The following is a 26583-nucleotide window of genomic DNA, read 5'->3' as shown; positions in this document are numbered from 1 at the left end:
AGGTCTCCGACAAGCTCAGATTGACAGCAGAATGTTTAAGTTACCGATATTGCTCTTCGTGGACTTGAAACTACAGATACTGTAACAAACTCTCCAGTTTCATTCCTCTTGATCCTTTTAACAATACCAAATGATCCTGAACCGGGTTTTCCTGTAAATATGCTGCTGCTTCGGCCGGACTTTCGAAAAATGTACCCTTAAAGTTGTCTTTAAATGAATAGAAATCCTTCCCGATAAAAATAATTTCATCCAAGCCGCTTTCATTTGCCTGTTTGGCAATTAGCTCATGCTGGCCATGAGATTCTGGTCCAAGCTCAAACATATCACCCAAAATCGCAGTCTTTTTATCAGCCGATAATACAGCAATATTTTTCAGTGCAGCGGTCATGCTGCTTGGGTTTGCATTATAAAAATCGCAGATTACAGTATTCTTTTCTGTTTTGGTTAATTGAGAACGGTTATTTTTTGGCTGATAATTTGCAAGGCCAGTGTTAATTTCTTCTGGGTTCATATCAAAGAAATCGCCAATACAGATTGCAGCAAGAATGTTTTCGAAATTATAACTGCCTGTTAAATTGGTTTTAACAGAAGAAGAAACGTCATGGTTGGTCCAATCCACTTCGATAAATGGATCGCTGCTTTTTAATTCGCCTTTAATGGTATTGCCGTTTTCTGTTCCGTAATAAATAAGTTTGTTTAAACCTGCGGCGGTACTCATTTCAAGCAAGTATGGATTGTCTCTATTGATAAAAGTATAACCATGGGTTTCTTTTAAATAGGCATAAAGTTCTGCTTTGCCCTTTTTTACCCCATCAAATCCGCCGAATCCATCTAAATGCGCCATGCCAACATTGGTAATAATGCCATGTGTGGGCTGAGCAATGGTGCAAAGCAATTCTATTTCCTTTTGGTGGTTTGCCCCCATTTCGATTACCGCAATCTGCACCTCACCGGTGATGGATAAGATAGATAGCGGAACACCAATGTGATTGTTTAAATTGCCGAATGTGGCAAAGGTTTTGTATCGCTCTGCTAAAACAGCATTTACCAATTCTTTGCTGGTTGTTTTGCCATTACTGCCCGTTAAACCGATTACCGGGATATTTAATTGTTTGCGGTGATGCCGTGCTAGATCCTGCAAAGTGCTTAATACGTCTTCAACCAGCAGGCATTGATTGTTTGTAGCATATTTTTCTTCATCTACAACCGCGTAAGCCGCGCCCTTTTCAATAGCTTGAGCAGCAAATTCGTTGGCATTAAAAAGATCTCCCTTAAGCGCAAAAAAGATACAACCCGGGCTAATGTTTCTTGTATCGGTAGAGATAACAGGGTTTTCTCGGTAGTAATCGTATAATCTTTCGGTTGTAATCATGCCTATGGTAAAAAATATGATGTAAAATTAAGCTTTCGCATTAACAAAAAACAAAATTAGTACATTAGGTAAAATTATTTCCCTATGAAAAGACGCTTAACGTTCTGCCTAATCTTCCTTAGTTCCGTTTTTTTTGCACAGGCACAGCTAAAATCGCCTGACGATTTTTTAGGTTACGAGCTGGGTTCACACTTTACCCCGCACCATAAAGTAGCCGATTATTTTAGACAAACCGCTACAGCTTCTGTTAAAAACATGAAATTGATAGAATATGGTAAAACCAATGAAGGCAGGCCCTTAATGGTGGCAGTTGTTTCTTCACCAGAAAACATAACCAAACTCGAACAGATCAGGAACAATAATTTAGTTTTGGCAACGGGTACCAATAATAGTGTGGATTTAACAAATCAGCCTGCCATACTTTGGTTAAGTTATAATGTACATGGTAATGAGGCAAACTCAACTGAAACTTCAATGAAGATGCTTTATACCTTAGTTTCGGGTAATAATAAACCTGCAACAGAATGGCTAAAAAATACAGTTGTGGTGATCGACCCTTGTTTAAACCCCGATGGAAGAGACCGTTATGTGAATTATTTTAATAGCGTAGTAGGGAAAACACCTAATTCCGATCCATTATCAAGAGAACATATAGAGCCGTGGCCGGGTGGTAGACCTAATCATTATTATTTCGATTTAAACCGCGATTGGGCCTGGCAAACACAGGTTGAAAGTCAGCAAAGGTTAGCGTTGTATAACCAATGGATGCCACAGGTACATGTCGATTTTCATGAGCAAAGCTATAATGAACCTTACTATTTTGCACCGGCAGCAGAACCGGTTCATCAGGACATTACGCCTTGGCAAAAAAGTTTCCAGGTGGTAGTAGGTAAAAATAATGCCAGGTATTTTGATGCAGAAGGTTGGCAATACTTCACTAAGGAACGTTTTGATTTGCTATACCCATCTTATGGAGATACTTATCCTTTATATAATGGATCAATTGGTATGACCTATGAGCAGGGCGGCATCAGGGCCGGGTTATCTGTGGTAACGAATGATGGCGATACGTTAACCTTAAAAGACCGTATAGCACACCACTTTACAACAGGGATGTCGACCCTTGAAGTAACTTCTTTAAACCATAATAAATTATTAGAGGAGTATAAAAAATATTTCCAACAAGAATTAGCGAATAGTCCAGGCATTTATAAAAGTTATATTATAAAAGCGACTAATTTGTCACGCTTAAAAAAACTGGCTGAACTACTAACTAAAAATAAAATCGAATTTGCTTTTGGTGGTGATAAAACGGGAAGAGGTTATGACTATGATACCCAAAAGGAAGAAAATTTTAGCATTGCCCGTAATGATTTAATTGTTAATGTTCAGCAGCCAAGGGCCGTTTTGGCTAACGTTTTATTAGAGCCCCAAACTCTTGTAACGGACTCTAATACTTATGATATTACAGCATGGGCACTACCTTATGTATACGGTTTAAAGGGCTATGCCAGTAAAGAGAGCATAAAAGGAAAATTCTCAGTGATTGAAGAGCCAAAGATAATCAGTAATGAGCTTGAGAAGCCCCTAGCATGGTTGTTTAGTTGGGGAACAAGTGAAGATGTTCAGGTTTTAACTGCGCTGCAAAAAGAAAATATGAAAGTTAGACAGGCCGATCAGCCATTTGCTGTAAATGGTAAAGACTATCCTGCCGGAACCCTAATTGTGTTGAGGGCAGAAAACGAAAGACTGATCAAAGGGATGAAAGATAAGGTTGCATCTATCGCCAAAACCTTGAATAGGCCTATTCAGGCAATTAGCAGTGGTTTTGTAGAAAAAGGGAAAGATTTTGGCTCTAACGTTTACCCATTGTTAAAACAGCCAAAGATTGCCATTGTATCTGGCATGGAGGTTTCTTCTCTTGCGTTTGGCGAAGCTTGGTTTTTTCTTGAACATGATCTAAATCTTTCACCAAGTATTATTAGTGCTAAAGATCTGAATAACCTGGATATTAATAAGGTAAACACCTTGATTTTGCCAGATGGAAGTTATAGTGCTTTTATTGGTGATGGTTTAACCGCATGGCTAAATAAAGGAGGAAGATTGATTTTGATGGAAGATGCCATCGAAAGTGTATTCGAGAAAAAAGGATTTGATATTAAAAAGAAGGAAGCGGTTGTAAAAAAAGATGAAAAGCCAGAGGCAAACAAACTTCTTTTCAAGGATAAGGACAGAGATGATTTCGAAACTACCATACCCGGTGCAATTTACCGGATCAATCTCGATGCTAGTCACCCCTTTTCTTACGGCCTGGGCAAAACCTACTACAGTTTAAAAACAGACCGTAAGATTTATGAGCCTTTTGTTAAAGGTTGGAATGTGGGTTTAATTAACGAAAAAAGCTTAATGGCCGGTGTAGTTGGTAAAAAAGCAAGGGAGGAGCTTAAAACTGGACTATTAATAGGGGTACAAGATTTCGGGCGAGGCCAGGTAGTTTATTTGGCTAACGACCCCTTGTTTAGAAACTTCTGGGAGGGTGGAAAAACCTTATTTGGGAATATAATTTTTTGTGGATATTAAAAAATACCACCCAAAGCCAATTTCATCTTCGCTTTTTACTCCGAAAAATACTATTAAGTTGAGTTCGATTAATAATGTGGCTTTTAGGGCTATAATTTAGATGTTTTAGCATGGCGATCGCGTGAGGTAAAGCGGCCGTAAAACATTCACTATGATTCAAATATTAATCGAACTCAGGTTTCTTATTATTAAGGTGTAAAAAACATCCGCCGGGATCAATTTTTGTAGATTTTATAAGAAATAGTTGAGCCTAAATTACATTTAGCTCCTAAATTTCTAGTTTGAAAGCTAGGATTTAAGATTAAAAAGTATGTAAAATCACCTTTAATTAATATTATATTAACATTTTTTAACACAAAAATAATATTTAACATTTCATAATTATCTGTAATACAGTTTGTTAGTTTTTGTTTTGGCACTTTTGTTAAAAATTGTTAAAAAAAATTTTCTAACATCCTTTTCATCCCTTAAATTAGGCCCATCATTAACTAACCTATTTTCTAATTATGAAAAAACTTCTACAAAGTTTGTTCATTCTTATGTTTTTTGCTGTAAATGCAATTGCACAAGATCGAACGGTTACTGGTACTGTTACTTCTCAGGATGATAAACTTCCGATTCCTGGGGTAAGTGTAAGGGTAAAAGGAACACAGAATGGCACGACGACAGATGCCAGCGGTAAATTTTCAATTACTGCAAAAAACGGATCAGTTTTGGTCTTTTCTTACATCGGATATGCCGCATCAGAATCAACTGTAGGCGCATCAAATTCGATTAATATTTCATTAGCGCCAGATGCAAAACAATTAAATGAGGTAGTAGTTACTTCTTTCGGTGTTGTGCGTCAATCAAGATCTCTTGGTGCAAGTGTTGGAAAGGTAAACAACGAACAAATTACCCAGGTTTCTGAGCCCGATGTATTAAAAACACTTCAAGGTAAAGTAGCGGGTGTTGATATCCGTGCTTCTCAGGGTACACCAGGATCAGCTACACGTATACAGATTCGTGGTAATACTTCTTTTACCGGTGATGCACAGCCATTAATTGTTGTTGATGGGGTGCCATATAGCAATGATCAGGTAACTACATCAAGCCAATTAGGCGGTGGGGGTGCTTATGGAAGTGGTTTTGCAAACATCGATCCAAACGATATTGCCTCCATTCAGGTACTTAAAGGATCTGGTGCTGCAGCTTTATACGGTTCCAGAGCGTCAAATGGTGTATTGTTGATTACCACAAAATCAGGCAGTGCAACAGCAGGCAAAAAAGGACTGGAAATCAATTTAAAGAGTTCAGCTTCATTGGAGCAAATTGCTAAATTGCCTGAGCTTCAAAACAATTATGGTACTGGTTCTTATGGCAACTATTCTGCTTCAAACGGTTCATGGGGTCCTAAATTTGGCGGAGCGCTAAAAGAAATTCCAGCTTGGCCTGCGTATTTAGCCGCCTATCCAGAGTTATTCCCTACAGGTAAGGTTCCTTATCAGGCTTATCCGGATAACGTGAGCAGCTTGTTTAAAGATGGTTATGTTTTAGAGAATTCCATCAACCTAAATGGTGGTAACGAAAAAAGCGCTTTCGTAATTACAGCGTCGCAATTAGATCAAAAGGGATATGTTACCAACTCAGACTATAACCGTACAAATATTGCGGTTGGTGGTAGTTCTAAATTGGATAACGGTTTAAATATCCGTGGAAACTTAAGTTATAGCCGTTCTGTACAAAATGGGGGTTATTTCGGTGAAACCCAAAATGGTGCGCCTTCACTGTTTTCAAGAACATTATTTTTAGGACGTAACTGGGATTTAAGTCTTCCTTTTGAGGATAAAAACGGAAACAGTATTATTTATGCTGGGGCCGGACAGTTTGATAACCCATTATGGTCTGCTAAATATAATACAACTAACACTGCGGAAGAGCGTTTTATCGCAAACTTAAAAGCAGATTACGACATTACTAAATGGGCCAATTTTTCTGTTGCTGTAGGAACAAACGTAAATACACTTGGTAGACGTGAGGTGATCGAAGTAAGCTCTAGAGCCGCTGAAGGATTGGGTAGATTAACACTAGACAATTTTCGGAAACAAGAAATCGAATCAACCGCTTTATTAAACTTAAAACCAAAAATCAACGAAGATTTTACTTTCAACGGTTTAATTGGTTTCAACTTTAATCAGAGAACGACCACTAGACAGGCTAATAGAGGAAATCAATTTATTGAGAGAGGGATACATAATCTAAACAATACTGTTCAGCAATCGTTCTTAGTAGATTCGTACGGCAGAAGAAGGATTTTTGGTATCTTTGGTGAAGCAACCTTTGGTTATAAAAACTACGCCTTCATTACTGCCACCGGACGTAATGACTGGTCTTCAACCCTACCGACTGATAACAGAAGTTATTTCTACCCGGCAATTTCAGGAACATTCATCTTTACCGATGCTTTTCAGTTGAAAAGTAAAGTGCTTGATTATGGAAAGTTAAGAGCAAGTTATGCAAAAGTAGGCCGAGATGCGAACCCATATGGAATAACCAATGGTTTTAGTTTTAACTCCAATTTCTTAGGTGTGCCTAATGCCAGTTCAAATATTACAGCAAACGATCCTAATTTAAAACCAGAGTTTACCAAAGAGTTTGAGGTGGGTACAGAATTAAGTTTCTTTTCTCAGCGAATTAACTTTGATTTTACTTATTACAACAAAATCTCAACCAATTTAATTCAGGCAATTGATGCCCCTGCAAGTTCTGGATATCAATTTTACAATACCAATATTGGCCAGATCAGTAATAAAGGTTTTGAGGTACAGTTAACAGGAGTGCCTGTTAGAACCAAAGATTTTAACTGGAATCTTACTTTAGCCTTCACACGTAATAAAAATATGGTTGATAAGTTGAAGGATGGCGTAACTAGAATCGATTTAGCTGGTTTCGCGGCTTCAACAGGTTATTCTGCTTATGCAGAAGCTGGGATGCCATATGGTTACCTAAGAGGTACTACAAGTGCACGCGATAATGAAGGTAACTTATTGATCGATCCTAATACGGGTACATTGATTGATAATATTGAGCCGAGTTTTATCGGAGATCCTAACCCTAAGTTTAAATTGGGCTTTACCAATACCTTTACTTATAAGGGGATTGTGCTAACCGCTTTGTTAGACTATACTAAAGGTGGAAGTATTTACTCTACAACTATCCAAAATGAGTTGGGTCGTGGTACAGGAAAGCTAACTGATGATAGAGAAACAACATGGGTAATTCCAGGTGTTTATGGAGATGCCAATACATTTCAGCCAATTTTAGATGCTAACGGGAACAAGATCCAAAACATTACCAGATTAACTACTAACGATCTTTATTTTAACGGAGGTGGAGCACCTACTTTCGCTACAAACGGAGCGAATGAGTGGAGTGTGTATGATGGAACAGTGTATCGGTTAAGGGAAATAAGCTTAGGTTATAACCTTCCAAAAGCATGGTTTAAGAAAACGCCAATTGGCTCAATCCGCGTAAGCGCAACAGGTAGAAACTTATGGTTTTATGCTCCTAATATTCCAAAAGGAACCAATTTTGATCCAGAAACCAACAGTTTTGGAGCAACAAATATCCAGGGAATTGAACTCTCTACCGCACCTACAGTTAAGCGCTATGGTTTTAATGTTAACATAACTTTCTAACAAAAAACATACGATAATGATACGTAAATTAAAATACTTTATACCCGCGGTGATTTTGTTAGCAACCTCTTGCAAAAAATCACTGGATATTAATATAGACCCTTATAGCCCTACCTCTGTAAGTGTTAATAAATTACTGCCTGCAGCTCAATTAAACCTAGGTGTAAATTTGGCTACTTCAAGCGGTATATCCCAAGTACTTGAGGTGTATATGCACCGCTTAGTGGTTAGGGAAGACCCGAATCAGTACAATGCTACAGGAGCAAATTTCAATATTGTGAATAGTTGGACGGGCATGTACACTGCTGTTTTTACCAATTTGGATTTCATCATTTCGGAAGGTACTGCAAAAGGTAACCTGAAGTATGTTGGGATTGCGGAAATATTGAAAGCCTATGGCTACAGCCAAATGGTTGATATTTACGGTGATGTTCCATTTAGTGATGTGAACAAGTTGGTCTCTGAAAATAAATTTGGTGCAAAATTCGATAAAGGGTCTGAGATCTACCCTCAATTAATTGCTTTATTAGATAAAGGTATTGCTGATCTTAATGCAACAGCATCAAATCTTATTGTACCTGGTAATGATGATGTAATCTATAAAGGCAACATCTCTAGATGGATTAAGGCTGCAAATACCATTAAATTGAAGCTGTTGCTGCAACAACGTTTAACCAAAAATGTGACAGCTGATGTAAATGCATTAATTACAGCTAACAATTTAATTAGTACAACGGCAGAGAGTTTCTTATTGCCATTTGGCCCTAACGGCGCTACTGACGATAGAAACCCTGGTTTTGGAGATTATTTTGCAGCGCAAAGATCACAATATCAAAGTCCTTGGTTTTATGAAATTTTAAAAGGATATAATCCCAACATTTATACAGGAATTAAAGATCCACGTCTTCCTTATTATTTTTACAACCAGATAAAAGCAACAGCTTCAGCAACAAATCCAACGGAATATAGAGATGGTGGTTTTCTATCTATATATTTTGGTTCAACAGGACCAAACGCTGCACAATCGCAACAAAATTTTATGACACTGTTTGGTATATATCCAGTTGGTGGTCGTTATGATGATGGTGCGGGTGGTACAGCGAGTGCGGCAAGTGGTACTGGTGCAGCTCCTTACCGTTTTATTACTTATGCTGATGTATTGTTTATGAAAGCAGAGTTAATGAAAGCAGGTGTGATTACTGGTGATGCAAAGGCAACTTTGCAGGCCGCCATTACCGAGGCATTCGCTCAGGTTGATTATGTGGTTACCACTTATGTAAAACCTGCTCAAACAGTTCCTGCTGTTGCAGGTACGCCAGCCGCAACGGCTTACATTGCATCGGTTATGGCTCAGTATGATGCAAAGCCTGCGCAACAATTAGAATCTATTATGACACAAAAATGGATCTCAAGTTATGGCAGTGCAGTAGATGCGTATACAGATTATAGAAGAACTAAATTCCCTGTGCTGTTTGATCCTTCTAACCCTGCGCAAGCGCCAGGAGGAAAAGTTCAACCTCCAATAAATGGAGATCCATCTCAGGCTGTTCAACCAGCAGTAGATGTTCAGGTATCTAAAAAATACCCATTAACTTTACCTTGGTCTAATACAGAATTATCTGCAAATGGTAGTGCTCCTGCACAGAAATCAGATCCATCTACTTTTAAGCCATTCTGGTTACCATAAAACATTATTAAATTAACTTAATATGAAAAAATTAGTCATATATCTATTAATGTCATCATTCTTTATCGCGGCATGCCGTAAAGAAGATAACCCTAAATTGCCGGCGCTTGAAAGGGTACCTCTTCCACAGTTAACGGTTGATAAAACGGGTGATGCTACAATTTCTGCTTTAGCTCCAGATGCTTTTGTTGGAAAATTTTCGGTTTCATTGTTTTACCCGGAAGATGTAAAGCCTTCTAAATTGGATATTGTTGTAATTAAAAACGGTAATGCTGCAGTTGTTAAAACTATACAGGCTGGTGTTACTTCTTATCCAACAAACATTACACTTACTGGTACCCAGATTAAGTCGCTTTTCGGTGTATCTTCAGTTCTTGGTGATTCTTATACCATTGGTGCTAATATCACTACAGAAGGTGGGAAATTTTATCCAGCCTTCTCTACTTTAGGAGAGACCAATAATGGTGGCTTATCTTCAGTTGCAGGCTCTACGCCTCAAATTACTTTTGCTGCAGTTTGCCAGTTTAAAATGAGCGATTATGGCGCTGTTGGTACAATTGTGCCTTATACAGTGGTAACTGATGAATGGGCTGATTACTCTGCTGGACAAACGGTTCCTGTAACCATTATTGATGCCACACACCTATCTTTCTTTTATGGAACTGACGTGAGTGTTAAGCCTATTGTAATTACGATTAATCCTACAGATAATACTACATCAGCGGCAAGTGTAGCATATGGTGGCTATGGTGGCCCGCCAATATTCACTGCTGTTAGTTTGGCTGGTAGTGCAGCAAATGCTGTAGCGCCATGTGATTTAACGGTTGGCGTAAGATTGTCACATACCTCTCCTTTGGGAAGTTATGGCGATTTTACAATAAAACTTAAAAAGAAATAATAACAAGAAGTAGCTAATCCTTTAACAGCTTACATAAGCTTATTATTGCGCCGGTCTAAAATGAGTCCTTTCAAAGGAATCATTTTAGACCGGCGCTTTTTTATATTGATCTTTTATAAATTGCTATAAGTATTCATAAGCGAATTTGATAATCGTTTTCTATCTGCTTAGCCATGTGGGGCTAACCTCATTAACCATTTTAGCACTATAATAAATAGATTTTCCTGTTAAGAAAATCTATTTGTGTTTAAAACCTAATTTAGTGTGTAATTGCTTATACATAAAATTTAATTTTTTTGGCACAGTTTTTTTAAATTGTGGCCATGTTGTATATGGCTTTTAAATGGCAATTTTCGCCTATTTGGGGCTAAAATATGATTATAAGTGCCCATAATATTCTACATTTTGTAGAAAAACTCCCCTAAACGCCTTTTTAATCAGACAGAATTATTGTCAAAATAAAGTCATTATGAGCGTTGTTTTTGTTAAAATTTGTTAAACTATTAGCAAACTGCATTATATTTAGGAATTCAAATAACTATATCATTAACTAACTTAAATTTCATGAAAAAACTTCTACAAAGTTTGTTTGTATTTATGTTTATTGCCGTAAGTGCAATGGCCCAAAATCGAACAATTACAGGTACAGTTACAGGTAAAGGAGATGGACAGCCTATCCCTGGAGTAAGTGTAAAACTGGTTGGCGCGCAAGGTGCAGCAGTAACTGGAGCTGATGGTCAGTATACTATTAAAGTAACACCTGATGTAAAAACACTCCTGTTTTCTTCAATTGGATATGCTGCTAAAACAGTATCTATCGGAGGATCTAATGTCTTGAATATCACTTTAGACGATGACTCTAAACTATTAGAAGAGGTCGTGGTAACTGGTTTCGGATTAAGGCAAGCCAAAAAGGATGTAACGGGTTCTACCAGTACAATTTCTGGAAAGGATATCGAAAACATGCCAGTTCAAAGTGTAGATAGAGCAATGCAAGGAAAACTTGCTGGTGTTCAAGTAACATCAACAAGCGGTATTCCGGGTGCAGCGATCAATGTTCGTATCCGTGGTATTGGTTCAATCAACGCAGGGAATAGTCCGCTATACGTTGTTGATGGTGTTCAGGTAAACTCTGGCGATTTTACAAGTTCCACTACAAGTGCAAATGCACTAAGCGCTTTAAATCCAGATGATATTGAATCTTTAACCGTATTAAAAGATGCATCTGCCGCTGCAATTTATGGTGCTTCTGGTGCGAATGGTGTTGTAATCATTACTACCAAAAGAGGTAAGAATGGTAAAACCCAAATCAATGTAAGTTCTTATATTGGTTATAATGATTTTATCTCAAAACCTAAGCTTTTAAATTCTCCTCAATGGATCCAGTTATCTTTAGAGGCTTACGCAAACCGTTATGGAGCAACATCAACTCAGTACACCAGCTTTTATAACACTTATGTAACACCTTTCGGTTCTATTGATAATGTACCAACTTACGATTGGCTAGATGCAGTTTCTCAAAAGGGCCGTACCCAAAATTACGATGTAAATGCGCGGGGAGGTAATGAGAAAACCCAGTTTTATTTAGGCGGAAATTACAGCACACAAAAAGGACAGGTGATCGGTACTGATTTTTCTAGAGGAAGTATCAAAGTTAATTTAGATCACAAAGCGACTGACAGATTAGATTTTTCTACCTCGATGAACCTGAGTACAATTACACAGAATACAACATCTGGTGCTGGTGCGTTTGCTAACATTAGTAGAACAGCCCAATTGCAGTCTCCAAATAATGCAATCTACAATCCTGATGGCAGTTATAATACTAATTTGCCGGGGGCTTATGATAGCTATAACGTACTTCAAATTGCATCAATTAACTTGCAGAAAGCAACTACCAACCAATTTACTGGAAGCGGCTTTGCCAAGTACAAAATCTTTAACGATTTAAACTTCAGATCTAGCTATGGCGTGGATTATTTGGAAATTGTTGAAAATACGTTTAACGATCCGCGTTTTGGCGATGGAAGATCTGTAAACGGATCTGCTTCAGCTGGAAATACAAGGAACACCAACTTCCAAACAGATCAAACTTTAAACTATACTAAAACATTTGCCGGGGTGCACAACTTGAATGTAATTGTTGGTTTCAATTATCGTAGTGAAGTTCGTACCTACTCTTTGGCTGCTTCACAAGGTTTCCCTTCTTATCAATTTACTCAGGTTTCATCTGGAAGTACACCTACAACCACCACTGGTTCTTATACCACTTTCAGAACTGCAGGATATTTTGCTAAAGCTGATTATAATTATAACAGCAAATATTACCTTTCTGGAACCGTAAGGTATGACGGCTCATCTAGATTTGGTAATGAGCATACTTTTGGATGGTTCCCTGCTGGAGCGGTTTCTTATCGTATCTCTCAAGAGGATTTTATGAAAGATGTAAGCTTTATCTCTGATTTGAAATTGAGAGCAAGTTATGGTACTACAGGTAACCAAGCTATTGGAAATTTTGATTCCAGAGCGCTTTATGCAAAATCAGGAGATTATGTAACTTCTGGAACAGGATCTACATTAGGTTCTGGTTTGGCACCATCAAACTTGGCTAATCCATTATTGGCTTGGGAGCGCGCAACAACACTTGATGTTGCGTTAGAGTTTAACTTATTTAAAGATCGTATTAGTGGTACAATCGGGTATTACAACAAGGTAAACTCGAATTTATTATTAGATCAACCACTTCCGTTAACTTCCGGCTTTAGTACTATCAGACAAAATGTAGGTAAAATGCGCAATAGAGGTTTTGAGTTTGAATTGTCTACTTTGAACATTAAAACGGATAACTTCTCTTGGAGAACGGATGCAAACATTGCGTTAAACAGAAATAAGATCCTTGCGTTGTTAGATGGACAAACTTTATTAGGGGGTAACTTTGGTATCGCAGTTGATCGTCCTATTAATTCTGTTTATACCTATACTTCTGCTGGTGTTAACCCTGCCGACGGTAGAGCAATGTGGTATGATGGAAATGGTAACATTACCTATACCCAAAACCCATCAACTGATAGAAGTTATATAGGCGATTTAAACCCTAAATATACTGGTGGTTTAACTAATACAATCAACTACAAAGGGATCTCATTAAGCGCTTTCTTCCAATTTAGCTATGGTAATTTGGTATTAAATCAAGATAAATTCTTCTTCGAACGTGCGGGTTCAACTGTAGATAGAAACCAATACGTTAGCAACTTAGATCGTTGGACAACACCAGGGCAGTTTACTGGTATTCCTAAGCCTTATTTTGGTGGAACAGTATTGAACATTGGTGGCATTAATCATTCATCATCTTATGCAACGTCAGATCGTTTCTATGAAGATGGATCTTACATTCGCTTAAAAACCATTAGTTTAGGTTACGATCTACCAAAACAGTGGTTATCATCATTAAAACTTCGCTCTGTTAGGGTATATGCTCAAGGTTTAAACCTTTGGACAATTACTAAATACCAAGGTGTTGATCCTGAATTTGTAAATGCAAGCGGTGATTTTGGTCAGTATCCTCAGTTTAAGAACTATACTGTTGGTATAAATGTTGGATTTTAATAATAATAGTAATGAAAAATAGATATATAATCTTTATGATGGCTGCTGCTTTAATGGCTACATCATCTTGCAAAAAAACACTACAAACAGAACCTAAAAACTCTATCTCATCTTCAGTTGCTTTACAAGAAGCTGCAGGTGTTGAGGGTTTGGTTAACAGTTTGTACGAATCTTTACAGGCCACCGGTTATTATGGACGTAACTATATTGTCGTTCCGGAACTATTATCGGATAATATGCGTATCGTAAATACCAACTCTAACCGATTCGTATCAGAGTCTAATAATACTATTGCTGCAACAGTAGATTTATGGTCCGCAGGTTATAGCATCATCAATCGGGCAAATGGTGTAATTAAATATTCTGAGTTGGTTACTGGCTTAACCCCACTGAGAAAGAAACAACTTCAGGGCGAAGCTTATTTTATTCGTGCTTTGGTTTATTTCGATTTGGTGAAAAGCTATGGTTATAATCCGCAACAAATTGTTTCAGGTAGAAGTTTAGGCGTGCCGATTACGCTTGATTTTGTAGAAAACTACCCGGCGGATATTAAATACCCATCAAGAAATACGGTTACAGAGGTTTATGCTCAAATTAAAAAAGATCTTAACACAGCTCTTGGATTGTTAGACAATACCTTTGCCCCCAAAAGAGTAAGCTTAGCTGCTGCGAATGCTTTAAGGGCACGTGTTGCTTTATTTAATGGCGATTGGGCTGATGCAGCTACTTTTGCTAATACTGCGCTTACTTCGGGTGTAGGTACTTTTGTAGATCCGGCTACCGCAGTTACGCCAGCATTAAAATCTGCTGCTTATGCAACCATTTTTACTTCGCCAAGCTCTCCCGAATCAATATTTGAATTGAACTTTGAGGTTACGGAAAGTGCTGGTTCTGATGGTTTAAGCTCTTTTTATACCAGAAGCAATGTTGGTTTGCCTCCATCTATTGGTGGAGCTGGTTATGGTGATGCCGCCCCTCAAGCAAACCTAGTTGCTGCCTATGAAACAGGTGATGTGCGTAAAGATTTATTGTTTGCAATTACGAAAGGTTCTGAGGCAATTCTTTGGAACCAAAAATATCCAGCCGCAAAAGGACCTCAATACGATAACATTAAATTGATAAGAGTAAGTGAAATGTATTTAACCAGAGCAGAAGCTAATTTTAGAAATGGCTCTGCAATTGGTGCTACACCTCAAGCAGATTTAGATAAAATTAGATTAAGAGCTGGTTTAATCCCTACACCTGTAACTTTAGATGCAATTCTTAAAGAAAGAAGAATTGAATTGGCTTACGAAGGCTTCAGGTATTGGGATTTATTGAGAACAGGTTCAGCAATCAACAAATCTACGACTACCCTGCCTGCAAATGCAACCCCTAACTCTACAATTCAATACACAGACTTTAGGTTGTTAGCTAGAATACCGCTAACAGAAGTTCAAAATAATCCTAATATTGCTCAAAACTTCGGATATTAATACTACAATTATGAAATCGAAAATATATTTATTGTTATTAACCTTAATCAGTATCTCTTCAATGTCTTGCATGAAGAACAGAGATAATCTTTACGGCGGACCAGATGTTGTAGAATTTGTTCCCTTAACTGCAACCGTTAAAAAAGGAACTACAGCAGCACCGGGTACTGCTGTAGCAACCATACAGTTAGTGGGGCATCAGCAATCTGTTGATACAGAAATTATGTACGAGGTGGCTACTACCAGCACGGGTACTGCCGGTACCCACTTTAGTTTAAGTGGTACAACAGGCAAAGTAATTATTCCTGCAAATAGTAGTTCTGCTACTATTACGATTACTGCTATTCCCGCTAACATTGCTACGGGAACAAGAACAGTGGTGCTTAACCTGATAGGTAATGGTACCATTGCAGCAAGTGCAAATTATAAAACCTATACACTCACTATTACTCAATAAAAAAAGGGGGGGATTTTTTCCTCCCTTTTTTTAAATCAATATTGCATGATTAATAAATTAAAGCTTCTCATACTCTTCACTATTTATTTGGCGCCATTTGCTAAGTTACGGGCACAGATTGTTCAGGATGTTACAGGTAGGCCGCTAATTCCAAATAAATACGCTGAAGTAAAGGGAGATATTTACTTTAATGAAAATTGGTCTAAAGGATATGTTAAATCTGCTGGCGGCAAAAAAAATGATGGTTATCTTTTAAAGTATGATGAAGTTGAAGATGTACCTGTTTACTTATTGAAAGAAGAGGTTTATACTTTTGTAGACGGGATTACAGAATTTGGTTTACTTGATAGCCAGGGAATGCCGGCAGTATTTAGATGTGGGTTTAGGCCGGGTTCTAAAACTACAGGGAAATCGTACTTCCAGGTTATTTATGATGGAGATATTAAATTTTTAAAGAAAAATATCAAAAACATAATAGAAGATCGTGAGTACAATGCCGCTACCATAACAAAGAAAATTACAACGAGCCCTCTTTATTTCCTGATAGATAGTTCGCAAAACATTATTCAGGTTAAGAGAGAGGCTAAGTCTATTATAAATGTGTTAACAAAAAAGGAAGAGTTAAGTAGTTATATTAAGGAAAACAAGCTCGATTTAAAGAAGGATCTGGATCTGATCAAATTCTTAACCTTTTATTCTTCAATTGTAAAAGAATAACTAATAATGGCACGTCATCTTAACGTATATTATTAAAAAAGCAATGGCCCATCAGACATTGCTTTTTCTGCGTCAATATTCTTTCATCTACGTTGGTTGCATATGCTCAAGTGAGAAAGCGGTAATCTCCATTTGAATCATTTATAAGTTGTTGGTCTGTAATGCCTCAGTTTTATATCAGCAAAATCAAAGTCATCTCTACATATGTAACTGAAAACATTGCTTTTATAAATTCATAAAACCAATAAGCAGCCCATTATAATGAACTGCTCTTAAAAACTTAGTAGGATTACTCATTTAAACTAATGCTATATCTCGATCAAGATATAGTAATTTATCATGGATTTTGTGGCAAATCTACAGGTTGTACATTGGACATTCGCATTGAATAGCCTGAAAGCATTCCAGTTAAATAAGAAGACTCCTCAAAGGTTGTAGCGCTATAGTACAGGTCATTAAGATAAGTAAAATAAAAATCAAAAATTCCATAATCATAAGCATAATTACTCACTGCCCTATCATACCAGCTGGCAGCAATACCAGAGCTAATTTCGATTTTTCGAATTATTTTGCCATTTTGGGTCTGAAGAATATTGGTTCCCCAATTAGGCATTACAAAAGCACTTTCAGGAGGCAAATTTGGTGTCACATACATGCCTAAAATTTGCTCGGCAAAAGCAATACCATCTCTTTGACCTAATTGATCAGGCATGTTTTGAGCCTTACTTTTTAAAGCGACTGTTCCTAAAAATAACAAGAATAAAATTTTCATAATTCTGAGTTTGTATATTAGATATACTAACATAAAATTTATAACTCGATTAAAGTAAGTTTTTATTAGCGAATTGTTTAAGTGCATAGTTGGCTGTATTCAATAATCAATTTTCGATTTATTGTTAAAATTAAGTGTAACTGATGCACACGTTGGAATTTAGATCAAAATCATTCACTTTCGTCTATTTGCCCTGCGGAAATATTCCTGTTTTCTCCCAAAAGTGGGTTTTTGCAGAGCTAAAAGCTAATTTTATTTTGTCTTTTTTGAGATAATACAAATTTAAGAGTGTAAAATTTTGCATTACAGAATACTAAATCATATCTTGGATTATTATTAACTAAACTAAAATTTTTTATGAAAAAACTTCTACGGGGTTCGTCCGTATGGACACTTATTGCAAACGCTGCAATAATGTACGATCGAACTACTGCAAAAATCCCTATCATGCAGGATGACTCATCAATCTTTTCTGATTTAGGTGTTAAAATTAAATTACAGCTGATAGAACCACCCCAGCTGTAAATTACGATAACCTATTTATCTATTCAATTAACAATATTATTTCTCTTAACTTTTTAAAAAAAGCAGGTTTTTAACTGTAACGTGCTAAGCGCTTCTTTACAAGGGCATTGATTTTTATTGAATAATGCAAATTTAAAATTGTAAAATTTGCATTACACAATACTAAATCATATATTGGATTATTATTAACTAAACTAAATTATTTTTATGAAAAAACTTCTACAAAGTTTGTTCATATTGCTATTTATTGCCACTTCAGCAATAGCGCAAGATCGAACAATCACTGGAACAGTTACGGCTCAGGAAGATGGATTACCCCTCCCTGGCGTAAGTGTAAGAATTAAAGACGCATCAAACTCTGGCGTCTCTACAAATGCCGCAGGTAAATTTTCCATCAAGGTAAGCGCAGAAGCCAAGGTGCTAATTTTTTCTTCGGTAGGCTATGCCACACAAGAAATTGCTATTAGAGGTAGCGTTGTAAATGCATCTTTAGAAACAGATTCAAAGTCTCTATCAGAAGTTGTGGTAACGGCATTAGGCCAAAAGCGCGAAACCAAATCGTTAGGTTATGCAACTACTACGATTAAGAACAGCGATTTAACCGCTGGCCGCTCAACCAATGTGGTTAATGCGCTGGCAGGTAAAGTAGCTGGTGTAAAAATCTTATCAACAGGCGGTGCAACAGGTGCATCATCAAATATCAATATCAGGCAGGCCACAACTTTTACCGGATCGAACCAGCCGTTATGGGTACTTGATGGTATTCCGATTGATAATGGTGGAGGAAGCCAGAGTGTTAATACTGGAAGTACCAACTCTAACAGGGGTATTGATTTAAACCAGGATGACATTGAATCTGTAACCATTTTAAAAGGACCTGCCGCTGCTGTGCTGTATGGTTCAAGAGCCGTTGCCGGAGCTGTTATTGTAACTACTAAAAAGGGAAGCAAAGGCCAGGCCGGAAGAGTAGAATTAAGCAGTAACTATAATTACATAGAAGTTAATCGTTTGCCAGATTATCAGAACGAATACTCACAAGGAACCAATGGGTTATATGATCCTTTCTCTCAAATGTCGTGGGGAACAAAGGTAACCGGACAAACAGTTACCAATTATTTAGGTAATCAGGAAACCCTTACTGCCTATCCAGATAATGTTAAAGACATATTTAAAGGAGGTTATAACTTACAGAACAATGTTACTTTTTCTGGTGGTACCGAAAAAACAGCCTATTACTTTAATTATGGAAATTTTAAAGAAAATGGATATATCGATAATAACACTTTGGCTAAAAATAACTTTACCGTTAATGCAAGTACGCAATTGAGTAAAAATTTAACCATTAGTTCTTCAATTCAGTACATCCATAATAATTCTGTGGGTACGCCTACCGGTAATGCAAGGTCTAATCCTTTATTTGATGGTATGACTTTGCCCAGAACATATAACCTCGCAAATTATCCATTTGAAACAGCAGCAGGTTTAAATAATATACCAACAAGTCGTGTTCCCAATGCAGGTTATACCTACTACAATATTTTAGGATCAGATAATCCATTATGGTCTATCAAATATGTTCTTTTTAAACAAAAAATAGACCGTGCCATTGGTAATGTTGGTTTAGATTATAAAATAGCAGACTGGTTAAGTGCCAATTATAAAATTGGTATAGATCAATATACAAATGTATCGAAAACAATTAATGAGAAATCATCTAATAATAACCAATCAGCAAGCAGGGCTGGGTCTATTATTGATAATACCACCAATAGACGCGAGGTAAGCTCGTATTTTAATTTAGTGGCCAACAAAAGGTTTTGGAAAGATTTTGGTGCCAGATTTTTATTAGGTAACGAGATCAATTACAGAAGATTGGATCAGCTACAGATTACTGGTAATGGTATACAGGCTGCCCATAATTACAATATCTCTAATACCTTAACTTATGTTCCGTTTCAAGCTGTAACAGAACAAAGCCTGGTTGGGGTATATGCCGATATTAGTTTAGATTATAAATCTTTTGCATACCTGTCGTTTACAGGACGTAGAGATGTTTCTTCAACCTTTGCACCTGATAAAAGAAGTTATTTTTATCCTAAGGTTGATGCCAGTTTCATTGCAACAGAGGCTTTTCCCGAGTTAAAGCAAAATGATATTTTAACTTATTTGAAAATCAGGGCTAACTATGCAAAAGTAGGTAGAGAAGCTCCAGTTTACAGTACCGGCACCTATTTTGGTACTGCAGGCCCTTCTGATGGTTTTGGGCCAAATTTAATCTTTCCATTTAATGGCGTAAATGGTCAAACTTTTTCAAATGCAGCTGGTAACATTAATATTAAACCAGAATTTACGGCTTCAAGGGAAGTTGGTTTAGAGGCTAAGTTTTTAAAAGACAGGTTGAGCATCGATGTTGCTTATTATAGTACAAAAAGTACCGACATTATATTTTCTGTTCCCAGTGCGCCTTCTTCTGGTTTTAGCAGTACTTTGCTTAATGCCGGAACTTTAAAAGCTCATGGTATTGAGTTGTTGATCAGTGGAACACCGGTAAAATCTACTGACTTTATCTGGGATCTATCTGTAAACTTTACTAAAGGAAGAAACGAAGTAGTAGAGTTAGCACCTGGTGTACCTTTTATCGGTAATGGTGGTTTTACCAATCCACAAGGCCGTATTGTTACCGGTTATCAATATGGAACCCTGTTTGGCCAGGTATTTAAGAAACTTAACGGGAAAGATGTTGTGGATGCGAACGGTAGGTTGAGTTCTGGGCAGATCAATACTGCAGAATTACAGCCGATCGGTGATCCAAATCCAAAATGGACCGGTGGTGTAAATACAACCTTCTCTTATAAAGGTTTATCATTAAGCTTATTTGCCGATATCCGTTATGGTGGCGATATTTATTCGAGAACAATTACCGACTTAAGAAGATATGGTGTTGCTGCAGAAACAGGAAATAGAGATCGTTTATATACGCACAATGCTGTATATGCTGATGGTACTCCCAATAATACATTAATTACAGCCGAACAATATTATAGTGATTTATACTCTTCGGCAGCGCAAGAATATGCAGTTTTTGATGGTTCCTGGATCAGGTTGCGTGAGGCTACACTATCTTATCGCATCCCAAGCAAATTATTAAACAAACTGAGCTTTATAAAAGGAATTAATGTTGGTTTAACAGGAAGAAACCTTTTGATGTATGCGCCTAATTTCCCTCATCTTGATCCAGAGAATAACCTTTTGGGTGTTGGTAACGGACTGGGGATTGAGTATAACGGCCAGCCTCAAACAAGAACCTATGGTGGATTTTTAAAATTATCATTTTAGTATTAGGAGAGTTTAAATATGAAAATTAATATAAAGAAAATAGTTTTTGGATTGGCATTAGCCATGACAGGACTGAGCTCGTGCAAGAAATTTGTAGACATTAATGATGATCCTACACGATTAAAAGATCCCGATGCCAGTTTGGTTTTGCCAGCTGCGCAGGGTAGGCTGGGGTTTACAATGGGCTCCGATATACATCGTTTTACTGCCTTATGGGTACAGCAGTTTGCTGCGCAGGGAGGTGGTGCAGCCCAACCAACGCAATATGATAAATATGCTGTTGGTGAAGGTGATATCAATAATACCTGGGAAGCTACTTTTGCAGGTACTTTAGCTGATTTACAGAAAGTGATCGAAAAAACCAAAGCAACAAGCCCAAAATATGCAGGTGTTGCAGAGTTGGTAAAAGCTTATGTTTATCAAACCCATGTTGATGCATTTGGAGATCTTCCATATTCAGAAGCCATTGGTTATGAAGCGAATTTAAAACCCAAGTTTGATGGATCTTCAGCCATATATGATAATCTGTTTGGTTTAATTGATGAAGGTATTGCTGATATTAAAAAAGCATCTTTGTTGGCACCAACTACTGATGATTTGTTTTATGGTGGTGACATGGATAAATGGGAACGTTTTGGAAATGCTTTAAAATTAAGAATGTATATCCACTACTTTTCTACCAATGGAACAGCCGCAGATGCAACAAAAGCTAAAACAGGCATAACCGCTATATTGGCTGCCAATAAACTGTTAAGGGCAAATACCGACAATTTTCAAATGCGCTTTTTAACTTCTGCCAATCAAACCAACCCTATTCACCAATTTGAAGGCTCAAGACCAAACCAGTTTTTTCCAAGTAAAACATTGGTTGATATCATGAATGCCAAGAGCGATAGTAGAAGAAATTCATTTTTCACCTTACTGGGAACTGCATATGTTGGCGCCACGAATGGCAATGGTGATGTAGTGGTAAGTACTGCTTTTTCGCGCATGAGCACTTATCTTAGAGGGAAACTTTCAGCAGGGGCATATTCTGGTGAGGCACCAATAAGAATGTTAACTTTTGCTGAGCAAAATCAGATTTTAGCTGAATATTTTGCCAGAACAAACGGAGGAAATAATTTACTTACTGCAGATACTTATTATAAAGCTGGTATAACCGCTTCATTTGCAAGTGCAGTTGAGTTTTCAGACGCCACAGAGGCTGCGGCTGTAACCGCTGGTTTAACTACTTATCTGGCTTCAACAAATGGAACTTTGGCAACAGGTAATGCCCTGCAAAAAATTATCGAAGAAAAATTTGTATCCAACTTTGGGGTTGCCATAGAGCCTTGGACAGACTGGAGAAGAACAGGATTTCCTGCACTATCGCCAGTATCTCCTGCAACAGCCATCCCGCGTATATTACCATACTCATTCAACGAAAGAAGCTACAACCCTAACACACCGGCCCGACCTTCAGTATTTGTAAAATCTGTATTTTGGGATAAATAATTATAACTATGAAAAGAATTTTAATCATATTATTTGCATCAATTTTAGGCTTGGCCTCATGCAAAAAAGACCCAAAGCAACCTGAAACACTTGATACAACCTCTACCATTACTTTTGATGGTAACTTAAATACGGTATCGGGTACCTATTCAAGTTATGCTAGTGCTACTCCTACCACAAAAGGAACAGGGACTGTAAATATTGTAATTACCTATAGTGGAGATGTAAAAACACTTTTGTTTACCACGCCAACAGGTACAGTTATCAACAACCTGGGTACAGCAACAGTAAGCGGTGGTACTTATACTTTTACCAAATTAGTTAAGGATTTAAGGGGTGCAGCTGATGCTCCACTCCCAACTTCTGGTACAAGTGGTGCGGTTGTGTTAACGGTTACAGCCACCCTCGGGAATGGACAGACAGTAAAACGCTTTTTTACCATCAACATTACCGGATAATTTGTTAAAAAAGGAAGGCCTGGAAATTTTCCAGGCCTTCCTTTTTAAATTGAAGGAATTTAAACTTATTTCTTATCCACACTATACTTACCCGGGCCAATAAAAATCAGTCCGAAAAATACAATACCCAATTCTATTGCATGACTGGCACCGCCTAATCCATCTCCTTTACCAAAATGAACCAGCGCTGCTATAATCATCGTAAAGATTAATAAAATTAGCGCCGGACGGAAAAACAAACCCACAATTAGCAAGAAACCACCAAAGGTTTCGGTAGCAGCTGCCATAAAACCCCAAAATATAGGTAAAAAGTCTATGCCTATCACTTTCATACTTCCCCCTAAACCAGTCCAGCCGTTTGGGCCACCTGCAAGTTTCGGGAAACCATGAATAATAAACATTGCGCCTAAACCAATGCGTAGCAGCAACAAACCTGTATTGCGGTATTTTCCTAAATTATCTAAAATTGCCATCCTATAAATATTTAAATTGAACGTTATTTGTTTCTATTTTTAAGTTCACCTCAGCTCCTAAAACCATACTGAGGTTGTTATCGATATGTCCCGTTGGGAAATTAAAGCAAACCGGAAAATCATACTCCTTAACAATATCCCAAATTACCTCATCAGCCGTTTGCCCAAAAGAAATCTTTTCTTCTTCAATTTCATTAAAGGCACCAATAACCAAACCCTTTAAGGCTTTTAGCTTACCCGTTCTTTTCAGCATACGCAACATGCGGTCTATACCGTATTCCTGTTCGCCAACATCTTCCAAAAAGAGAATTTTATCGGTAAAATCCATTTCCGAAACCGAGCCCTGTACCATGGTGAGCAAAGTTAAATTGCCACCAATCAAAACCCCGGTCGCCTCTCCTGCCCTATTTTTAAAGGCGCTCTGGTAAGAATAGGTCTGTTTTTCGCCAAATAAAGCCTGTTGTAAAGAAATCAAAGCTTCTGTGGTAGATTCATCAAAAGTGTAGGGCATTTGCGCATGCATGCACTGGGTATTACATTGCGCAATAAGGTGCGACAATAGTACGGTAATATCACTGAAACCTACAAACCATTTAGGGCTCTTGTTAAATTCTGTAAAGTCCAGGTCATCAATAATCCTGATGGTACCATAACCGCCACGGCCCGAAATAATGGCTTTTATAGATGGATCATCTAAAAAATACTGAATGTCTTTGGCTCTTAAAGCATCAGTTCCTGCAAACTGGTGGTGACTGGCGTATACACTTTCGCCAACAATAACCTCCAAACCCCAGCTTTCTAATCGCGCTATGGCATGGTCTATAGGTTTGGGTAATTTCTTTGCCGGACATACCAGGGCAATCTTATCTCCTTTTTTTAAATACGGGGGCTGCTTAATCATCTTCAAAACACTTATCTTTGCCAAATTAATAAAAATTGTTTTGGATAATAGTAAAATAAAAAGATATACCGTAACTGCAGCGCTTCCATATACCAATGGACCCGTTCATATTGGGCACCTGGCCGGTGTTTACATCCCTGCAGATATTTATGCCCGTTATTTAAGGTCGAATAAACGCGATGTAAAGTTCATCTGTGGATCTGACGAAAATGGTGTACCCATTACTTTAAAAGCCAAAAGAGAAGGGATTACGCCTCAGGAAGTGGTAGATAAGTACCATAAGATTATTGGCGATTCTTTTAAAGAATTCGGCGTATCTTTCGATATCTATCACCGTACCTCATCACTTACCCATCACCAAACCGCTGCCGATTTCTTCGAAACCCTTTACGATAAAGGCGTTTTTACCGAAGAGATTACCGAGCAATATTACGATGCCACTGCGAAACAATTTTTAGCCGATCGTTACATTACCGGTACCTGCCCTAAATGTGGTAACGAAAATGCTTATGGCGATCAGTGCGAAAACTGTGGCTCTACACTTAATGCGACCGATTTAATCAATCCAAAATCGACCTTATCAGGCGATAAACCAATTTTAAAGGAAACTAAAAACTGGTTTCTGCCGCTAGATAAATACGAAGACCGCTTACGTACTTATATCGAAAGCCATAAAGAATGGCGCCCAAATGTGTACGGCCAATGCCAAAGCTGGTTAAATGCAGGTTTACAGCCAAGGGCCATGACCAGAGATTTAGATTGGGGCGTTCGTGTTCCGCTTCGCGATGCCGAAGGTAAAGTGCTTTATGTGTGGTTCGATGCGCCTATTGGATATATTTCTGCAACCAAAGAGCTGTGCAATTATGCCAAGCTTGATGTGTGGAACCCTAAAGCTGAAGAGTACTATATCAGCAGTTACGAAAACGATAAATGTGGTTGGGAAGAATACTGGAAAAGCGACGAAACCAAACTCGTCCACTTTATCGGTAAAGATAACATCGTTTTCCACTGCATTATTTTCCCTGCAATGTTAATGGCGCATGGCGAATATACCCTGGCCGATAATGTGCCGGCAAACGAATTTTTAAACTTAGAAGGACAAAAAATATCAACTTCTAAGAACTGGGCAGTTTGGCTGAACGAATATTTAAGAGAGTTTGAAGGAAAACAAGATGTATTGCGTTATGTATTAACCGCAACCGCTCCTGAGACCAAGGATAACGATTTTACCTGGAAAGATTTTCAGGCGAGAAACAATAATGAATTGGTGGCCATCCTGGGTAACTTTGTAAACAGGGTTGTGGTACTTACGCATAAATACTTTGGTGGTTCAGTGCCTACCTGCATGGAAATTACTGATGTAGACCAGGCTGTTATTGATGAACTAGCCGGGTACCCTGCTAAAATCTCTGCATCTATCGAGAATTACCGTTTTAGAGAGGCCTTATCAGAAGTAATGAATGTTGCCCGTTTAGGAAATAAATACCTGGCCGAAACCGAGCCGTGGAAATTGATTAAAACCGATGAAGACCGTGTAAGAACAATATTGAATGTTGCGCTTCAAATCGCTGCCAATATCCAGATCCTGATTGAACCTTTCTTACCATTTACAGCAGAAAAGTTAATGAAAATGCTTCAAAATGGCGGGCATGATTGGGATGATGCAGGTACGGTGAGCCTGTTAAAACGTGGCCACGAAATTGGCGAAGCTGTGCTTTTGTTTGATAAAATTGAAGACGCAGAGATCGATTTCCAGATTGAGAAACTAAACCAAAGCAAGGCCAGTAACGCAGCCAGTAATGTCGTTGCTGTTCCGGCAAAAGAAAATATCCAGTTTGACGATTTCTCGGCAATGGATATCCGTGTAGCCACCATTGTTGCTGCCGAAAAGGTAGAGAAAACAAAAAAACTGTTAAAATTAACGGTAAATACCGGTATTGATGAAAGAACAGTGGTTTCTGGTATCGCCGAATATTATAAACCAGAAGATATTGTTGGTAAACAGGTAAGTATGATCGTAAACCTTGCCCCACGCGAAATCAAAGGGATTTTATCGCAGGGAATGATCCTGATGGCCGAAAACGCCGAAGGCAAGCTCACTTTTGTGGCACCTGTAGAAAAGTTCCAAGAGGGCAGTGTAATTAGATAGTGTTTG

General features: G+C 37.9%; 16 protein-coding genes. 12 read left to right on the top strand and 4 right to left on the bottom strand.

Annotated features, from left to right (window positions below; genetic code table 11):
* Positions 1 to 70 precede the first annotated feature (70 nt).
* Positions 71 to 1372, bottom strand: coding sequence for a UDP-N-acetylmuramoyl-tripeptide--D-alanyl-D-alanine ligase (locus ASU31_RS03045; protein ID WP_083505254.1), 1302 nt, complete (start codon positions 1370 to 1372; stop codon positions 71 to 73).
* An 84-nt stretch (positions 1373 to 1456) separates the two neighbouring features.
* Here ASU31_RS03045 and ASU31_RS03040 point away from each other — a divergent pair, with 84 nt between their 5' ends.
* From ASU31_RS03040 to ASU31_RS03000, 8 genes are all read left to right on the top strand, one after another.
* Complete coding sequence (locus ASU31_RS03040) at positions 1457 to 3952, top strand: M14 family metallopeptidase (protein WP_057930928.1); 2496 nt, start codon at positions 1457 to 1459, stop codon at positions 3950 to 3952.
* Between the two features lie 506 nt (positions 3953 to 4458).
* The gene (locus tag ASU31_RS03030) at positions 4459 to 7629 is read left to right on the top strand and encodes a SusC/RagA family TonB-linked outer membrane protein (RefSeq protein WP_083505253.1); all 3171 of its coding nucleotides are present in this window, start codon (positions 4459 to 4461) and stop codon (positions 7627 to 7629) included.
* A 16-nt stretch (positions 7630 to 7645) separates the two neighbouring features.
* The gene (locus ASU31_RS03025; RefSeq protein ID WP_057930925.1) at positions 7646 to 9316 is read left to right on the top strand and encodes a SusD/RagB family nutrient-binding outer membrane lipoprotein; all 1671 of its coding nucleotides are present in this window, start codon (positions 7646 to 7648) and stop codon (positions 9314 to 9316) included.
* Between the two features lie 22 nt (positions 9317 to 9338).
* Entirely contained in the window at positions 9339 to 10214 is an 876-nt protein-coding gene (locus ASU31_RS03020) for a hypothetical protein (RefSeq protein WP_157257918.1), read from the top strand.
* A gap of 564 nt (positions 10215 to 10778) precedes the next feature.
* The gene (locus ASU31_RS03015) at positions 10779 to 13820 is read left to right on the top strand and encodes a SusC/RagA family TonB-linked outer membrane protein (protein ID WP_083505252.1); all 3042 of its coding nucleotides are present in this window, start codon (positions 10779 to 10781) and stop codon (positions 13818 to 13820) included.
* An 11-nt stretch (positions 13821 to 13831) separates the two neighbouring features.
* Positions 13832 to 15295, top strand: a complete 1464-nt coding sequence (locus tag ASU31_RS03010; protein WP_083505251.1) for a RagB/SusD family nutrient uptake outer membrane protein — start codon at positions 13832 to 13834, stop codon at positions 15293 to 15295.
* Positions 15296 to 15305: 10 nt separating this feature from the next.
* Entirely contained in the window at positions 15306 to 15752 is a 447-nt protein-coding gene (locus ASU31_RS03005) for a hypothetical protein (protein ID WP_157257917.1), read from the top strand.
* Positions 15753 to 15797: 45 nt separating this feature from the next.
* Positions 15798 to 16469: a hypothetical protein gene (locus ASU31_RS03000; protein ID WP_057930920.1), complete on the top strand. Its 672-nt coding sequence runs from the start codon at positions 15798 to 15800 to the stop codon at positions 16467 to 16469.
* 337 nt (positions 16470 to 16806) lie between these two features.
* On the opposite strand, the gene ASU31_RS02995 is transcribed toward ASU31_RS03000, so the two are convergent.
* The gene (locus ASU31_RS02995; RefSeq protein ID WP_057930919.1) at positions 16807 to 17241 is read right to left on the bottom strand and encodes a hypothetical protein; all 435 of its coding nucleotides are present in this window, start codon (positions 17239 to 17241) and stop codon (positions 16807 to 16809) included.
* Between the two features lie 732 nt (positions 17242 to 17973).
* Here ASU31_RS02995 and ASU31_RS02990 point away from each other — a divergent pair.
* From ASU31_RS02990 to ASU31_RS02980, 3 genes are read left to right on the top strand one after another with little or no spacing between them, the layout of a single operon-like run.
* Positions 17974 to 21102: a SusC/RagA family TonB-linked outer membrane protein gene (locus ASU31_RS02990; protein ID WP_057930918.1), complete on the top strand. Its 3129-nt coding sequence runs from the start codon at positions 17974 to 17976 to the stop codon at positions 21100 to 21102.
* 18 nt (positions 21103 to 21120) lie between these two features.
* Complete coding sequence (locus ASU31_RS02985; RefSeq protein ID WP_057930917.1) at positions 21121 to 22596, top strand: SusD/RagB family nutrient-binding outer membrane lipoprotein; 1476 nt, start codon at positions 21121 to 21123, stop codon at positions 22594 to 22596.
* 8 nt (positions 22597 to 22604) lie between these two features.
* Positions 22605 to 23054 (top strand): hypothetical protein, encoded by a 450-nt coding sequence (locus tag ASU31_RS02980; RefSeq protein ID WP_057930916.1) that lies wholly within the window; start codon positions 22605 to 22607, stop codon positions 23052 to 23054.
* 65 nt (positions 23055 to 23119) lie between these two features.
* On the opposite strand, the gene ASU31_RS02975 is transcribed toward ASU31_RS02980, so the two are convergent.
* The gene (locus tag ASU31_RS02975; RefSeq protein ID WP_057930915.1) at positions 23120 to 23527 is read right to left on the bottom strand and encodes a DoxX family protein; all 408 of its coding nucleotides are present in this window, start codon (positions 23525 to 23527) and stop codon (positions 23120 to 23122) included.
* Position 23528: 1 nt separating this feature from the next.
* Positions 23529 to 24428: a S66 peptidase family protein gene (locus tag ASU31_RS02970; RefSeq protein WP_057930914.1), complete on the bottom strand. Its 900-nt coding sequence runs from the start codon at positions 24426 to 24428 to the stop codon at positions 23529 to 23531.
* A gap of 40 nt (positions 24429 to 24468) precedes the next feature.
* Between ASU31_RS02970 and metG the strand changes: the two genes are divergently transcribed.
* Positions 24469 to 26577 carry a methionine--tRNA ligase gene (gene metG, locus ASU31_RS02965; protein ID WP_157257916.1) on the top strand — a complete coding sequence of 703 codons (2109 nt, stop codon included), beginning with the start codon at positions 24469 to 24471 and terminating at the stop codon, positions 26575 to 26577.
* The last annotated feature ends 6 nt before the right edge of the window (positions 26578 to 26583 follow it).

Source organism: Pedobacter ginsenosidimutans, from assembly GCF_001442625.1.
In the GTDB taxonomy this organism is placed as follows: Bacteria; Bacteroidota; Bacteroidia; order Sphingobacteriales; family Sphingobacteriaceae; genus Pedobacter; species Pedobacter ginsenosidimutans.
This window is presented reverse-complemented; position numbering and strand designations above follow the sequence as displayed.

Coding starts and splice junctions, on each gene's coding strand:
- ASU31_RS03045 (WP_083505254.1), bottom strand. CDS start 1,372: ATGATTACAACCGAAAGATTATACGATTACTACCGAGAAAACCCTGTT.
- ASU31_RS03040 (WP_057930928.1), top strand. CDS start 1,457: ATGAAAAGACGCTTAACGTTCTGCCTAATCTTCCTTAGTTCCGTTTTT.
- ASU31_RS03030 (WP_083505253.1), top strand. CDS start 4,459: ATGAAAAAACTTCTACAAAGTTTGTTCATTCTTATGTTTTTTGCTGTA.
- ASU31_RS03025 (WP_057930925.1), top strand. CDS start 7,646: ATGATACGTAAATTAAAATACTTTATACCCGCGGTGATTTTGTTAGCA.
- ASU31_RS03020 (WP_157257918.1), top strand. CDS start 9,339: ATGAAAAAATTAGTCATATATCTATTAATGTCATCATTCTTTATCGCG.
- ASU31_RS03015 (WP_083505252.1), top strand. CDS start 10,779: ATGAAAAAACTTCTACAAAGTTTGTTTGTATTTATGTTTATTGCCGTA.
- ASU31_RS03010 (WP_083505251.1), top strand. CDS start 13,832: ATGAAAAATAGATATATAATCTTTATGATGGCTGCTGCTTTAATGGCT.
- ASU31_RS03005 (WP_157257917.1), top strand. CDS start 15,306: ATGAAATCGAAAATATATTTATTGTTATTAACCTTAATCAGTATCTCT.
- ASU31_RS03000 (WP_057930920.1), top strand. CDS start 15,798: ATGATTAATAAATTAAAGCTTCTCATACTCTTCACTATTTATTTGGCG.
- ASU31_RS02995 (WP_057930919.1), bottom strand. CDS start 17,241: ATGAAAATTTTATTCTTGTTATTTTTAGGAACAGTCGCTTTAAAAAGT.
- ASU31_RS02990 (WP_057930918.1), top strand. CDS start 17,974: ATGAAAAAACTTCTACAAAGTTTGTTCATATTGCTATTTATTGCCACT.
- ASU31_RS02985 (WP_057930917.1), top strand. CDS start 21,121: ATGAAAATTAATATAAAGAAAATAGTTTTTGGATTGGCATTAGCCATG.
- ASU31_RS02980 (WP_057930916.1), top strand. CDS start 22,605: ATGAAAAGAATTTTAATCATATTATTTGCATCAATTTTAGGCTTGGCC.
- ASU31_RS02975 (WP_057930915.1), bottom strand. CDS start 23,527: ATGGCAATTTTAGATAATTTAGGAAAATACCGCAATACAGGTTTGTTG.
- ASU31_RS02970 (WP_057930914.1), bottom strand. CDS start 24,428: ATGATTAAGCAGCCCCCGTATTTAAAAAAAGGAGATAAGATTGCCCTG.